Origin of the sequence: Leucobacter manosquensis, assembly GCF_018304845.1 — a bacterium.
GTDB lineage: Bacteria > Actinomycetota > Actinomycetes > Actinomycetales > Microbacteriaceae > Leucobacter > Leucobacter alluvii.
The window spans coordinates 2,900,835-2,913,995 of the sequence record NZ_JAFEVO010000001.1 but is presented as its reverse complement, the minus strand read 5'-3'; the positions used below and the strand labels follow the sequence as shown (position 1 = coordinate 2,913,995).

At 67.5% G+C, this 13,161-nt stretch carries 10 protein-coding genes; 2 read left to right on the top strand and 8 right to left on the bottom strand.

Annotation, left to right across the window (positions count from 1 at the left end; translation table 11 throughout):
- Positions 1-160: 160 nt before the first annotated feature.
- The 7 genes from JSQ98_RS13535 to JSQ98_RS13505 all read right to left on the bottom strand — a co-directional run bounded on the left by JSQ98_RS13535 (position 161) and on the right by JSQ98_RS13505 (position 10,797).
- A complete protein-coding gene (locus JSQ98_RS13535) occupies positions 161-1,003 on the bottom strand; it encodes a LytR C-terminal domain-containing protein (protein WP_211650142.1) in 843 nt (280 codons plus the stop codon).
- A 97-nt stretch (positions 1,004-1,100) separates the two neighbouring features.
- Positions 1,101-1,913, bottom strand: a complete 813-nt coding sequence (locus JSQ98_RS13530) for a heme ABC transporter ATP-binding protein (protein WP_200330013.1) — start codon at positions 1,911-1,913, stop codon at positions 1,101-1,103.
- Complete coding sequence (locus JSQ98_RS13525) at positions 1,910-2,980, bottom strand: FecCD family ABC transporter permease (protein ID WP_200330015.1); 1,071 nt, start codon at positions 2,978-2,980, stop codon at positions 1,910-1,912. The genes JSQ98_RS13530 and JSQ98_RS13525 overlap by 4 nt, the downstream gene beginning before the upstream one ends.
- Before the next feature lie 101 nt (positions 2,981-3,081).
- Positions 3,082-4,191, bottom strand: a complete 1,110-nt coding sequence (locus JSQ98_RS13520) for a heme/hemin ABC transporter substrate-binding protein (RefSeq protein WP_211650551.1) — start codon at positions 4,189-4,191, stop codon at positions 3,082-3,084.
- Positions 4,191-5,129: an HtaA domain-containing protein gene (locus JSQ98_RS13515; protein ID WP_211650141.1), complete on the bottom strand. Its 939-nt coding sequence runs from the start codon at positions 5,127-5,129 to the stop codon at positions 4,191-4,193. The genes JSQ98_RS13520 and JSQ98_RS13515 overlap by 1 nt, the downstream gene beginning before the upstream one ends.
- 48 nt (positions 5,130-5,177) lie before the next feature.
- On the bottom strand, positions 5,178-8,030 hold the full coding sequence (locus tag JSQ98_RS13510) for an HtaA domain-containing protein (RefSeq protein ID WP_211650140.1): 2,853 nt from the start codon (positions 8,028-8,030) through the stop codon (positions 5,178-5,180).
- 163 nt (positions 8,031-8,193) lie between these two features.
- Complete coding sequence (locus JSQ98_RS13505) at positions 8,194-10,797, bottom strand: HtaA domain-containing protein (RefSeq protein WP_211650138.1); 2,604 nt, start codon at positions 10,795-10,797, stop codon at positions 8,194-8,196.
- Between the two features lie 270 nt (positions 10,798-11,067).
- Between JSQ98_RS13505 and msrB the strand changes: the two genes are divergently transcribed.
- Together msrB and JSQ98_RS13495 are read left to right on the top strand one after the other, a co-directional pair.
- Positions 11,068-11,505, top strand: coding sequence for a peptide-methionine (R)-S-oxide reductase MsrB (gene msrB / locus JSQ98_RS13500; RefSeq protein ID WP_211650137.1), 438 nt, complete (start codon positions 11,068-11,070; stop codon positions 11,503-11,505).
- Positions 11,502-12,059 carry a nitroreductase family protein gene (locus tag JSQ98_RS13495; RefSeq protein WP_211650136.1) on the top strand — a complete coding sequence of 186 codons (558 nt, stop codon included), beginning with the start codon at positions 11,502-11,504 and terminating at the stop codon, positions 12,057-12,059. Before msrB ends, JSQ98_RS13495 begins: the two co-directional genes overlap by 4 nt.
- On the opposite strand, the gene JSQ98_RS13490 is transcribed toward JSQ98_RS13495, so the two are convergent.
- A complete protein-coding gene (locus JSQ98_RS13490; RefSeq protein WP_211650135.1) occupies positions 12,056-12,997 on the bottom strand; it encodes a DMT family transporter in 942 nt (313 codons plus the stop codon). The two genes, JSQ98_RS13495 and JSQ98_RS13490, sit on opposite strands and share 4 nt — an antisense overlap.
- Positions 12,998-13,161 lie beyond the last annotated feature (164 nt).

Here is a 13,161-nt window from a genome sequence, read left to right as displayed (position 1 = left end):
GATGTGGTGAGCATCGTGCCGACGCATAGCGCCGTCGCACGAATGTTTAGCACTCAGTCGGATCGACTGCTAACACTCATTTTGGCACTCTGACCGGGCGAGTGCAAGCGTGTCTGCTCGCGCGCAGCGAACAACGGGGGAATGGCCCCCGCCCCGCAGGTCAGCCCGAGATCGAGCCGCCCACTGCGGGGTCGCTCGGCGGGATCGTCGCCGGGTCGGTGGGCAGACCGGTCGCCGGATCGATCGGGAAGCCCGTCGTCGGGTCGATGTCCCATCCGGTCGCCGGGTCGATGTCGAGACCCGTCGTCGGGTTGATCTGCAGACCCGTCTCGGGATTCGTCTCGGGTTCCGCTGCACCGTCGGCATCGGCATCGGCATCGGTCGCATTGTCGGCGGAGCCGTCGGTGATCGCAGCGGCCTCTTCGAGGCCCGGTCCCTTGTAGTCCGCGCCCAGAAGCACGACCAGTCGCACTCCGTACGATTCGTAATCGGTCGACGTGTACGTCGAGACCCCGCCCAGCTTCTCGGCGAGGCCGGCGGCGGCGGCGGCATCGTCGGGGTTCGAGTAGAACACGGCGGAGATCGCAACATCGGTCGTCGCCGCGCTCCCCGAGAACTGGATCTTGCCCCACTGCTCGGTCGTGACGATCGCGTCGAGCGCCGCGGCGAGGTTCTCCGTCGGGGTTCCATTGAGGATCGCGATCGTCGCCTCAGGATCGAGCTCTGCCTTGACGGTCGGCGCCGCTGAACCGGAGGAGTTCCCGGAGGTGGCGAGCGGCAGCTTGCCCGTGGCGCCGATGCTCTGCACGGCGAGGATGCCGACGGTCGTGAGCAGAGCGAACCCGAGCAGACCGGCGATCAGGTACTGCCAGATGTATCGTGGGCGCGCGGTGACGCGGTGCGCTCCGACCCGACCCGTGTGTTGCACGCGGTCGAATCGATCCTCGGGGTATGACTGACGGGCCGAGGGACTCTTCGTCCCTGCTTCGGTCGGTCGCGCCACGCGGTACCCCTTCAGATGTCGCCGATATGCAGCAGAACTTGCGCACTGCGAGATTCTGCCACACTACCGTGGCAGACCTGCCAGAACGGTGACAGGATCAGCGTTCTCGTCGCGGAATGACGATCGGTCGCCCGGTGTCGGGATCCTGCAGTACGCGCACGGGGGCCCCGTACACCTCGGCGATGCGGGCTTCGGTGAGCACCTCCCCCGGGGCGCCGCGGGCGACGAGCGCGCCATTCGCGAGGATGGCGACCTCGTCGGCGTACGCCCCGGCGAGCGACAGATCGTGCAGCACGACGATAACGGCCCTGCCGCGTTCGGCGAGCCCCCGCGCGATCTGCAGCACCGCCTCCTGGTGCTTCAGGTCGAGGGCTGCGGTCGGCTCGTCCAGGAGCACGATCCGTGTTTCCTGGGCGAGCACGCGCGCCAGAGAGACGCGCGCTTTCTCACCGCCGGAGAGATGCGGAAAGCCGCGCTGAGTCAGATGCCCGACGTCGGCCGCGGTCGTCGCATCGCGAATGGCTCGTTCGTCATCGTCTGCATCCGGTGTTCCGATCCAGGGTGCGCGCCCCATGTCGATCACCTGCTGAGCGGTGAACGAGAACGCGACCTGATTGGCCTGCAGCAGTACCGCGCGGGCACGTGCGAGGTCGCGGGCCGGCCAGCTTCCGAGACCCCGCCCGTCGAGAGCGACCGAACCGCTCGACGGAACGATGTCGCCAGAGAGCACGCTGAGCAGGGTCGACTTCCCGGCACCGTTCGGGCCGACGAGGGCGAGCACTTCGCCGTATCGCACCGCCATCGTGACGTCGGTCAAGATCGGGACGGAACCGACGTGATAGCTCACGCCGTCCACCTGCTGGGCGACTGCGCCGGCTTGCTGCGAGACGGCGGGCTCCTCGACATTCATGCCCAGCCTCCCGAGCGACGACGGTTGCGACGGATGAGCCAGAAGAAGAACGGCCCGCCGACGAGCGATGTCAGCATGCCGATGGGCAGATCCGCGCCGTCGACCAGTGTGCGTGCCAGGAGATCGGCGTAGATCAGCAGCACGGCTCCGCCGAGCAGTGAGCAGATGAGCAGCAGGCGGTGCGCGGGGCCGAGGATCATGCGCATGAGGTGGGGCACGACGAGGCCGACGAACGAGATGACGCCGACGAAGGCCACGCCGACGCCGGTCAGCAGCGCGACGAGCACGATCGACACGATGCGCAGTCGCTCGACGCGCACCCCGAGGTGCGCTGCAGTGCGGTCCCCGAGCGAGAGGAGATCGTATTGCTGGGCGAACAGGATCGCGATGCAGGCGGCGACCGCGGCGACGACCGCCACGATACCGACTTCGTTCCACCGGGATCCGTTGAGCGAGCCGAGCTGCCAGAAGACGATCTGCTCGCGACTGGCGGTGTCTCCGATGAAGGTGAACAGCGCGAGGCCTGCACCGGCGAACGCGTTGATGGCAACGCCGGTGAGCAGCAGCGTGACGATCTCGGTGCGACCCTGCGCGCGTGCCGTCAGGTACACGATGAACGTCGCTGCGAGGCCGCCGAGGAAGGCGAAGATCGCGATCGTCCACCCGCCGAACGCGGTGATGCCGAGCGTGATCGACGCCGATGCGCCGAGCGCCGCACCTGACGAGACGCCGACCACACCGGGCTCGGCGAGCGGGTTGCCGAAGATCGCCTGCATGACGGCGCCGGCGACCGCCAGTGCGGCGCCGACGAGCAAGGACATCATGACGCGCGGGAAGCGGATCTGCCACAGCGTGCGGTCCAGCAGCTCGTCGGTGGGAGCCCAGGAGTTGGCGATGCCGATCCGGCGCAGCACGGACCCGACGACCTCTGTCGGCCCGATCGAGAGCTGACCGAGCCCTGCCGAGAGGATGATGCCGACGATCACCAGGATGACGGCGGCGGTGATGACGATGGCACCGCGGCCTGCACTGCGGCGGCCGAGGGTACTCGGTGTGGCGTTCGTCACGTGATGCTTTCTCTGCGCTGGTGAGTACCGCTGCGACCCGGGGCCCCGGGGCCGGCACGATCACCTATTGTATCGGCGTTCGCCGCGCCGGAGCGCGGCAGCTACTGACCTTCCGGCGCGTAGATGGCGCGCGCGAGCGCGTCGAGAATCTCGGCGGATCGCGGGCCGAACGAGAGCACCGTGCCGTCCTCCATGTCGACGAAGCGGCGGTGCTCGCCGGCGGTGGTCACGGCGATCGCGGGCTTCTCCTCGAGCAGCCCGTCGACGCCGCCGACCGACTCGATGCCGTGCGACATGACAAGAATGAGGTCTGGGTTCGCTTTTACGAGCGCCTCGTCGGTCATCGGTTTCATGCCATCCCAGCCCATGTCGGTGGCCACGTCGACCCCGCCGACCGCCTCGATGAGCTGATCGGCCCCTGATTCCTTGCCGAAGAGGTAGTAGACGCCCGCCGATCCGCGAAGGTACACGAATGCGATGCGCAGCTTGTCGGCGGGGGTGCCGGGTGCGATCTCCGCGATCTCCGCGATCTTCGCCTCGACTTCGCTCGCGATGCGCTCGGCCAGCTGCTCGCCCGCTTCGGGGCTGCCGTAGATCGCGGCGACTTGACGGGCGAGCTCCTCGGCTCCCTCGAACGACGGGTCGTTCTCGACGAAGACGACCTGGATGCCGACGTCCTGCAATTGCTCGATGACGTCTCGCGGACCCACAGACCCGTCGGTCACCACGACGTCCGGATGCAGGTCGATGATCGCCTCGGCGTTCACCGTGTGTCCCCCGCTCGTGACGCGAGGGAGGTCGGCCAGGCTCTCGAGCGTGGTCGACTGGTCGACGCCGACGAGGCTGTCGGCGAATCCGAGCCCTGCGATCGTCACGGAGATGTTGCCGCCGAGATCGGCCGCCACCACCTTGTCGGCCCGCTCGACCGTGACATCCGTGCTGGAGCCGTCGGTCGCGAACGAGGGTACGGTCGCCGGCAGCGACTGCACCGGATTCTCAGCCACGGGCTCGATGGTGGAGTGCTGCAGCACCGCCGTCGACGGTCCGACGTAGGCCTTGGGATCTTCGAGGGTCGCGAGCTCGGCGAGCGGTGTCGTCGACACCGCGGCGGGCGCATCAGTGCCGGTCGAATCCGACGGAGCAGCACAGCCGGCGAGCAGCAGAGACCCTGCGAGGAGGGCCGCGAAGCCGGCGGCGACGCGGTGGCGCATCACCGAGTCTCCCCGGAAGGACGACGGTCAGCTCCCGTGTCGGATGCCGGCTCGGACGGCTGCGCGGGATCCGGGGTCGGCGCCGCCGCCTTGCCCTTGCGCCCTGCGAGCAGCATGCCTCCGGTCACTCCGATCACCAGGATCGCGATGCCTCCGATGATGATCGGGAGCCACGGGATCGCAGCGAGCGACGCCGCGGGCGCGGCAGTCTCGGCGGCGTCGGGGGCGGGGAGGATCTCCTCGGAGGCCCCATCCGAATCGGAGGGAGCCGCGCCGGCGCCGGCCGCACCGGCATCTGCGCAGCTGGCGAACTGCAGGTCGAGATCGACCGGATCGAGCTCTGCGCCCGCTTCGTAGAAGCCCGCGAACGCTTTGGCACCCGTGTTCGTGAGGGTCGTCGAGAGCGCGTCAGCGACGAGCGCATCGTCGGAGATGGGCAGCTGATCCGGCACGATCACGTCGCCGACCCACTCCTGCTGGGTGTCGATCGCGACCTCGCCCTCCATGTCGGTGCTCCGCGCGTCGAGCAGCAGAGCCGCTTTGCCGTCGCCCTCGAACTCGAGGGTCGGGTTCGCGATGGTCAGGTCGAGCACCCCGTCATGGCCGGTGAAATGCACGGTTCCCGTGAATGAGACGCTTCCCTCGCCCGTCTCCGTATCGATGCTGCCGGTCGCACCGCCCCACGTGAACTGGGGCGTCTCGTACGTCGCACCGTCGCTCGCCTCCCACGATCCGTTCGCAATGCTGCCGCTGATGTACGCGCGGAAGCTCTCTTTGACGCCCCACGACAGCTCGCCGCCCGTGATCTCGCACACGCCTGCTTCGCCTGCGGCGCGAACCGGTTGCTGCGCCTGCGCCGCAGTGGGAGCGAGCAGCAGCCCGCCGATGATCGCAGCGCCTGCGAGCAGTGCGCCGGAGCGGCGGATTCGGGCGTTCACTGATGAACCTCCTGGAGATCGTGGGGTGGGACGGGAAAGGGAGGATCGCTAGGCCGAGTTGCGGCGCTGGCGAATCGTGAGGAGCGTCATGCAGGCAGCGATCGCTGCGAGCCCGGCCGCACTCGCCCACCACTCCCAGGGTGCCATGCCGCCGGCAGGAATGATGGCCGCTGAGGTGACGCGATCCTCGGCGACTGCGCCGGAGAGCGCCTCGGTTTCGACGTCAGCCGAACGCGCCGACTTCTTCTTCTTCGGCTCGACGATGTCGATGACGGCGCCGGCATTCGTGCTGCCCTGGATGGTGATGGTGTGCGTGCCGCGCACGTCCTTCGGGAGCGTGCCCGACCAGCGCACGACGCCGTTCTTGTCAGCGGTCGCGGCATCGTCGAGCACGATCGGATCGGAGTAGAGCACGACCAGCACACCCTCGTCGTCGGGGTCGAAGCCCGACGCCTCGATCTCGATGCGCCCGCCCGGTGTGAGTTTCTCGGCGTCGGTGAGCACGGTCACACCGGTCGTCGCCGGGGGCGTATCGGCTGCGGTGTACTGCTTCTTCTCGCTGCCGGCCGCGGTCGCGCCGAAGCTGACCTGGGACTCTGCGCCCACGGTGAAGGTGAGGGGATCGAGCCCGATCGACTGGCTGCCGCTGCCCCCGGCGCCTCCGCTGCTCAGCGTGCCCAGAACCGGCACATTGCTCCAGGTGACCTCTCCGCCTGCACCGACCGACTTGCTGCCGCTCGCGAGATCGAGCTGGTAGGTGCCGGAGCCGAACGACGTCGAGTTGCCGGTGCTGAGCGTCGCGCTCGCAGGGCCCGAGACGGTGATCGAGGGGTTGGAGACGTTGTACATGGTCATGCCGTAGCCCGTGAAGGCGACCGAACCGCTGTAGCTCACCGTGCCGGTCTGGCTCGCTCGATCCCAGCTCGAGCTCGCCGCCTGCGGGAAGAGGTAGCCGGCGCCGACGCCGTTCGTCTCGATGCTCCCCTTCGCGCAGTGCGCGTATCCGTACGCCTCCTTGTTGGTGCACGTCGTGTACGCGGCGAAGGCGTTCGACACGCTCCACGAGAGGGATCCGGCCGCGGCGCCGTCGGTCGACGCCGGGGCAGCCGGAGTCTCGGGCGTGCCAGCGGGCTTCGGCTTGCTCGCGGGATCGGTGGGCTCCGCGGGCTTCGTGCCGCTATCCGCTCCGATGATGAAGGTGATGTCGTCGAGCTTGGTTCCAGCGTCGTAGAAGGTGCCGGTCGGCCCCGCACCAGTGCCGTTCACGAAGAAGCGCTCCGCGCCCGCCTTCGAGAGAGTGGTCGGAGCCTTCGTGAACTTGACGGCGTTCCCCTCGAGCTTCTGCGGCTTGATCTGTGTCAGATCGATGTGCGCGAGCGTGAGCGTCGTGCCGTCGAACGGGATGCGCACTTCTGCGCTCCTCGCGTTCTTCACCACGATGGTGGGGTTGAGGAGATCGACGTTCATCTGCCCGTGATGCCCGAAGAAATTCACCTTTCCGGCGTACTGCACCGAGCCAGACGCTCCGTTCCAGTTCTGGGTGGACGACTGCGGGAAGGTGAAGACGCCGTTGTTCTCGGCCTGTCTCGCTCCAGCGGATGCCTTGATCTTGCCGCCGGCGATGGGGCCTACGACGTAGTCGCGGAACGACTCCTTCACTCCCCACTGCAGCGTGCCGGCGGTGCCCGTCAACTCGCGCTCGAGCTTCACCGTCTTGGGCGCCGACTTCGACGCCCGGAACGCTTCGGGGTCACTCGGCGTGAAGACCGCGCCATACGAGTAAGACCCGGGCTTCGACGGCTTGGCAGACGTCTCGGCGACGCCATTCTTCACAGGCTTCGCGTCTCCGAGGTTCTCGCCGTTCTGCGTGAACTGTACGGCCCCGGAGGCATCGGTGGGGCCGACTGCTGCGGTGAGCGCGACATTCGCCCCGACATAGGGTGAACTCGACTTGGCCGTCAGGGAGGTGGTCGTGGCGGTCGGGCTCGGTTGCTCCGGCTGCTCCGTCATGTCGGCGGAGAACGTGATGGGATCGAGACCGGCGTCGTTCGCGCTGTAGAAGCCGCCGAACGCTTCGAGACCGGCAGCCGTCATCTCCGCGGTCGCGTTCTTCCAGGTGTACCTCGTGCCTTCGATCGCGGGCTTCGACAACTGGATATCGGCGAAGTGCACGTCGTCGAATTCCTGCATCTCGCCGACGGTGACCGTGTCTACGTACTTTCGGCTGGCGACGTCGACGTACAGTTCGGCCGTCTTGGACGACGTGACGGTGAGTCTCGGCTCGGTGATCTTCAGGTCGAGAATGTGCACCTCGCCGCTCTCATGGCCTTGGAAGTGCACCCCTTCGTTCTCGCCGAAGGTCACTTCGAGGTCGGTGCCGTCGGTCTGGGCGATGCCCGATCCCGATCCATTCGGCCAGACGAAGGGACCCGCACCTGTTACGGCACCAAGATTTGTGATCGTGCCGTTCGCGATCGGCCCCGTGATGTAGTTCCGGAAGGATGCGCGTACCCCCCAGGACAGCGTCGCATTCCCCGCGCCGGTCTCGACGGCGTCAGACGCAGCTTCCACGGCCTGCTCCCCAAGCTGCGGCGCGGCAGCCGCGGCTTCGCTCACCTGCGGGTCGCTCTGGACCAGCACTTCCGGATCCTCCGACACCTCGGGCGCGGGTGCCTCCGCCGGAGCCTCAGGCGAAACGACGGGTTCGACTTCCCCTTCGAAGACCCCGGGAGCAGTGCTCTCACCGGGAATATGCTGCCCCGACTCAACCCCACCGATCGAGCCGATGGTCGCGCCGTCATCCGCGCGGGCTACAGAGGCACCGCCGAAGATAGCTCCTGCAACGAGCATCCCGATCAGGCCGAGAGCGCTGGTGCGAGCGATACGCGTGCGAGCAGACACAGATATTCCTTTGCGAGTCGACATCAATCTGAACAACGTAAAACGAGTGACGGGCAAAATTCACCACACACGGGAGTCGCCGTCACTGGTTCGATCAGAGCCACCCGTACGAACAGCCTCTTCCGCGATCAAGCGAGAAGAGGCTGTCCATGCGAATAACGGGCTAGTTTGAGGCCAGCCGCCGGCGAGCGACCATCAGGGCGGCTCCGAGCAGCAGCGCCAGCGCGCCGCCGGCGAGAAGGCCGGTGAAGTCGGCGGCGCCAGTTGAAGCGAGGCCCTGTGCACCGGCTGCGGGAGCCGAAGCGATGGAACCGATCGTGCCCGTCCCGCCGCCAGTGCCGTTGCCGTTCGCGCCGCTCCCGCCGGCTCCGGTGCCATCGGCACCGCCGTCTGCAGCGCCACCACCGGCTCCGGCTCCGCCACCGGTGACGGTGATCGTGAGGGCGTCCGAGACCGAGTCGGAAACGGTGTCATCGCTCGATACGAACGTCGCCACGATCTCGTTCGCGCCAGCGGCGAGGTCAGCCGTGGCAGTCGCGGTGCCGTTGGCCACGGCAACGGTGGCGAACGGGACGCCGTTGTTGGTGAAGGTGACTTCACCGGTCGCAGTCTCAGGTGCGATGGTCGCAACGAATTCCACGCCGTTCGGGCTCCCACCGACACCGGCCGACGAGGTCAGCGTGGTCGTCGAGATCGTGTACTCCGAGACGGTGAAGTCCGCCTCGAGGTACTCCTCGACATTGGTGCCCGCGAACGAAACGACGTAGTCTCCCGCTGCGAAGTCCGCGGGAACATCCCACGTGATTTCGGCCGAGCCAGAATCGTCGACGGTCACGTCGCCGACCTTCAGCGGTTCTGCAGCTGCCGGGGCGGCGTCACCTGCTGCAAGGGACTGCATCTGCCCGGCGGGGTTGATCCAGACCGCAAATTCGCTGCCCTCGTCGAACGGGCCAGCTGCGAACTCGATGGGTTCGCCCTGGCGGACCTGGGCAGCTGACGGCTTCTCGCCGTCGATCGAGATCGCGGGCACCGCTGCGACGGTAACCGTGACGGCTGCCGACTTCGAGCCGACGACGTCACTCGTGTTCGCGGGAACGAACTCGGCGGTGATCTCGTTGGCCCCGACCGGCAGCTCGGAGGTCTGCAGCGTCGCGACGCCGTTCGCGACCTCAACGGCCTCGCCCAGAGCGGTCGAGCCGTTCGAGAACCGCACGGACCCTGCCTGGTCCGCGGGGGTCACGTTCGCGGTGAGAGTGACCTCATCGCCGGCTCGTACGCTGGCGACGTCGGACGTCAGCTCGGTCGAAGTCTCCACGACCGGTACGCCGTAGTTCACGCGCGCTTCCTGCTCCTGCGCTGCGTTCTTCACGCCGCCTGCGGCGTAGGTGAAGACACCGTAGCTGCCGTTCTCGGGTGCGGGCTTGGACGCATCGCGATCCTGCAGCGTCGTCGTCCACTCGAACGAACCGTCGGCGTTGATCGGCACCCACTGCGCGCGGATCGTGCCCTGGTACATCGCGGGAACCTGGTCGAGCGTTGCTTCAGACAGAGCCCAACCCTGAGTCGCGATCAGGCGCTGAGCCGAGGCGGCATTCTCTGAGGGCTTCCAGTTCTCACCGAACTCGCCGAAGACGACGTAGGTGCCCTGCGGCAGGGTGTTCGGGATCGGCACGCCGCGGCCACCGATGTTCGCCTCCGGATCGTAGCCCTCTCCCTTGACCACGATCTCATCGCCTGCAGACACTCGGGTGTCGCCCACCGGAGTCACGCCGTCTTCGAGGAAGACCTCGATCTTCGGCGTCCACACCTTCTGCTCCTCGACGGTGACCGTGGTGCTCGTCGAAGTGGAACCGGCGAATGCGGATGCATCCGTCGGAGTGAACATGGCCTCGACCTGGTTCGCGCCGGCCGGAAGGGCATCGGTGGTGAACTTCGCCACGCCGCTCTCAACCGGAATCGCGGGCGAGATCTCGCCGGCTCCGTTCGCGGTGCGGTTGCTGAAGACCACGGCACCCGCGGCCTCTGCAGGAGCGACCGTTGCGGTGAACTCGACGCTGTCGCCTTCGGTCGCGGTGACCGCGCTCGCGGCGATCGACGTCGTGGTCTCCACGGCGGGAACCGATGCGATCGGAGCCGAGAACGTGATCGGATCGAGGCCCGCCGTCGAAGCGTTGTAGAAGCCGCCGAAGGCGTCCAGGCCATCAGCGGTCATCGTGGCGGCGGCATTGGTCCACGTGTAGGTGGATCCGGAGACCGTCGGAGCCGGGAGCGTCACATCGGCGAAATGGACGTCGTCGAGCGAGTAGAACTCGCCGAGCGTCGTCGTGTCGACGAACTCGCGCCCATCGACGTCGAGGTACAGCTCCGCAGTCGTCGGCGAGGTGACCTTGAGCTGCGGCTGCGTGAAGGTGAGATCGAGAATGGACTCTTCGCCCTCGGCGTGCCCCTGGAAGTGCACGCCATCGTTCTCGCCGAAGGCGACGTCGACGCCGGTGCCGTCGAGATTCGCCGTTCCCGTTCCCCCGGTCCACGAGTACGGACCCGAGCCGGTGGTGGCTCCCAGGTTCGTGACGCTTCCCTTGGCGATCGGGCTGGTGATGTAGTTGCGGAAGGAGGTCTTCACGCCCCAGTCGAGCGTTGCGTTCGCAACCTCGCCGTCGCCTGGAGCCGCGTTGGCCACGGCAGGCGCAATCGCCAGACCGCTGGCGACGAGCAGCCCCGTTGTCGCAGTGGCGACCATGCGCCGCCAGTTCTTCTGTGCAGTCATTACGATTGCACTCCTTTTCTCTTCGGTTCTCGGCCACCGCGCAAACAGCAACCCGCTCATCGGATTGAACTGAGGCTCCCCTAACCTGCAGTACCACCGTATAGTCTGACGATTTTCATCAGACCTTGCAACTCATACCCTAAGGTCGGGTGCTGCACAGGGCGTACACGGCCGCTCTTGAGGCTTCGCGCCCGGCGAACGCCGCACGCTGCGGCTGCTCACGCCACCGGCGTACACTGGGCGAGCCAATCCACGACACCGGAGGTCGCCATGAGCAAGCCCATCGATTCGGCCGACTACCCGTTCCAGCTCAGCGAGAGCGAATGGCGCGAACGACTCGCACCAGAGGAGTACGCCGTGCTGCGCAACCAGGGAACGGAGCGCGCGGGTACCGGGGAGCTGCTCGACGAAGAGCGAGACGGCCTGTACCGGTGCCGTGCCTGCGGCAACGAGCTGTTCATCGCTGGCACGAAGTTCGACTCGGGCTGCGGCTGGCCGAGCTTCTACGAGAGCGTGCGGCCCGGTGCCGTCGAACTCCTCGGCGACACGAGTCTCGGCATGGTGCGCACCGAAGTGCGTTGCGCCCAGTGCGGGTCGCACCTCGGGCACGTGTTCCCCGACGGCTTCGGCACTCCGACCGGCGACCGCTACTGCATGAACTCGCTCTCGTTGAGCTTCGAACCCGGCGCACGCCCCTCTGACGCATGACCGCGCACGGCGGCCCGGCGTACCGCGCGCTCAGACGTCGTCGGTCCCATTCGAAGGTGACCGACGAGGCGCCCAGCCGTGAGGAGCTCGAGGAGTACGTGGCCGTCATGGCGAGCGTCTCGGATCATTCCCGCATGCGGCCGTGGCGCATCATCGAGCTGCGCGGCAAGGACCGCAAGAAGCTCGCGAAAGGTCTGGCGAAGGCTTCGGGTGAGGATCGCGGCAAGCACATCGCCAAGATGACGCGAGCACCGCTCGTCCTCGTCATCGTGGTCAGCCCCGGCAACACGAGCAAGGTGCCGTTGTGGGAGCAGGAGGCTGTGGCGAGCGGCGTGACGCACTTCCTGGGACTTCTCCTGCATGAGTCCGGGTGGGGATCCATCTGGAAGAGCGGCACGCACACCCGCAGCAAGGCCGTGCGCAAGGCACTCGGCGTGCAGAAGCCGGAGTATCTGCTCGGCTGGCTCCTCGTCGGCGGCATCCCCGAGCGCGACCGCGGTGAGAAGCCCCGCAAGCCTCTGGATCTATCGCGGCACCTCTCCGGCCCGGGCTAGTCCGGCAGCCCGCGTCTCCGGGAGGGGAGCGCCGCGACGACGACCGCGAGCAGCGCCACAGCCGACCCGGCGATCATGCCCTGCGTCAGGCCTCCGGCGAGCGGCGCCCCCGCCTCGAAAGCGACGGAGGCCAGCAGTTGCCCCGCGACGTTCGACATGCTGAGCAGCAGCACCCCGGCAGTGCGCACGAGCATTGCGGCCACGGCGATGAACAGCGTTCCGATGATGCCGCCCAGGTAGAAGTAGGGAGCTGAAGGCCAGTTCGTCGGCCATCCGTTCATGGCCACCGACACCGCCGCGATGATCGCGAGGATCGCCGTGCCCACGACGAAGTTCACGAATGTCGAGGCGACCGCGCTCTGAGCGGCCGCCCGCACGAGCCCGTTCACCATGGATTGCGCTGAGACGCACACCCCGATGATCACCGGGAACACGATCAGCCATGCGCCGTGCACCCCGCTGAACCCGACGGACAGAGCGACCGCGACGATCGCCAGCACGGTGCCGGTGACCCGCATGGGCGTCGGATCGATGCGGCCTCCCGGCCCCAAGCCGGCGCGATCCAGCACCAGGCCGCCGAGCACTTGGCCGGCGACGATGCCAACGGTGAACAGCGCGAGTCCCATCGTCGGGGCGATCAGCCCCTGCGCCAGCACGAAGAAGGCGCCTCCGGCCCCGCCGAAGAGGGTCCACACGGGGAGCGAGCCCGAGCGCACCTCGCCGCGCAGCCGGGCGAGGCCGGTTCGGCCGCGACGCGTTGCGAGCACCGCGAAGCACATGACGATGAGCCCGGAGCCGAACGACGCTGCAGCCGTGACGTATCCGTTGCCGAGTTCTTGGCTCAACCCGCCGTTGATGCGCGATTGCACGGCGACGAGGACGCCCGCGAGCCCCGACCCGAGGAGGGCGGCCCAGATGGGGAACTTGGAATGCGGCACTCCCCCAACCTTACTCCGGCTGACCGGCTCGCTCGCAGCACACCACGGCAACGCGTCGGCGTTGCGTGCGGCGAGCCGATGGAGCCTGCGACATCGGAGTCGGTTCGCAAGCCGACTCGCGGCGCAGTGAGCGAAGCGAATGGAGCCGCCAGTCGGACTCGCTC

Bases quoted from the DNA above. Each gene is read 5' to 3' on its own strand.
- JSQ98_RS13505 (WP_211650138.1), bottom strand. From the start codon at position 10,797: ATGACTGCACAGAAGAACTGGCGGCGCATGGTCGCCACTGCGACAACG.
- msrB (WP_211650137.1), top strand. From the start codon at position 11,068: ATGAGCAAGCCCATCGATTCGGCCGACTACCCGTTCCAGCTCAGCGAG.
- JSQ98_RS13530 (WP_200330013.1), bottom strand. From the start codon at position 1,913: ATGAATGTCGAGGAGCCCGCCGTCTCGCAGCAAGCCGGCGCAGTCGCC.
- JSQ98_RS13495 (WP_211650136.1), top strand. From the start codon at position 11,502: ATGACCGCGCACGGCGGCCCGGCGTACCGCGCGCTCAGACGTCGTCGG.
- JSQ98_RS13520 (WP_211650551.1), bottom strand. From the start codon at position 4,191: ATGCGCCACCGCGTCGCCGCCGGCTTCGCGGCCCTCCTCGCAGGGTCT.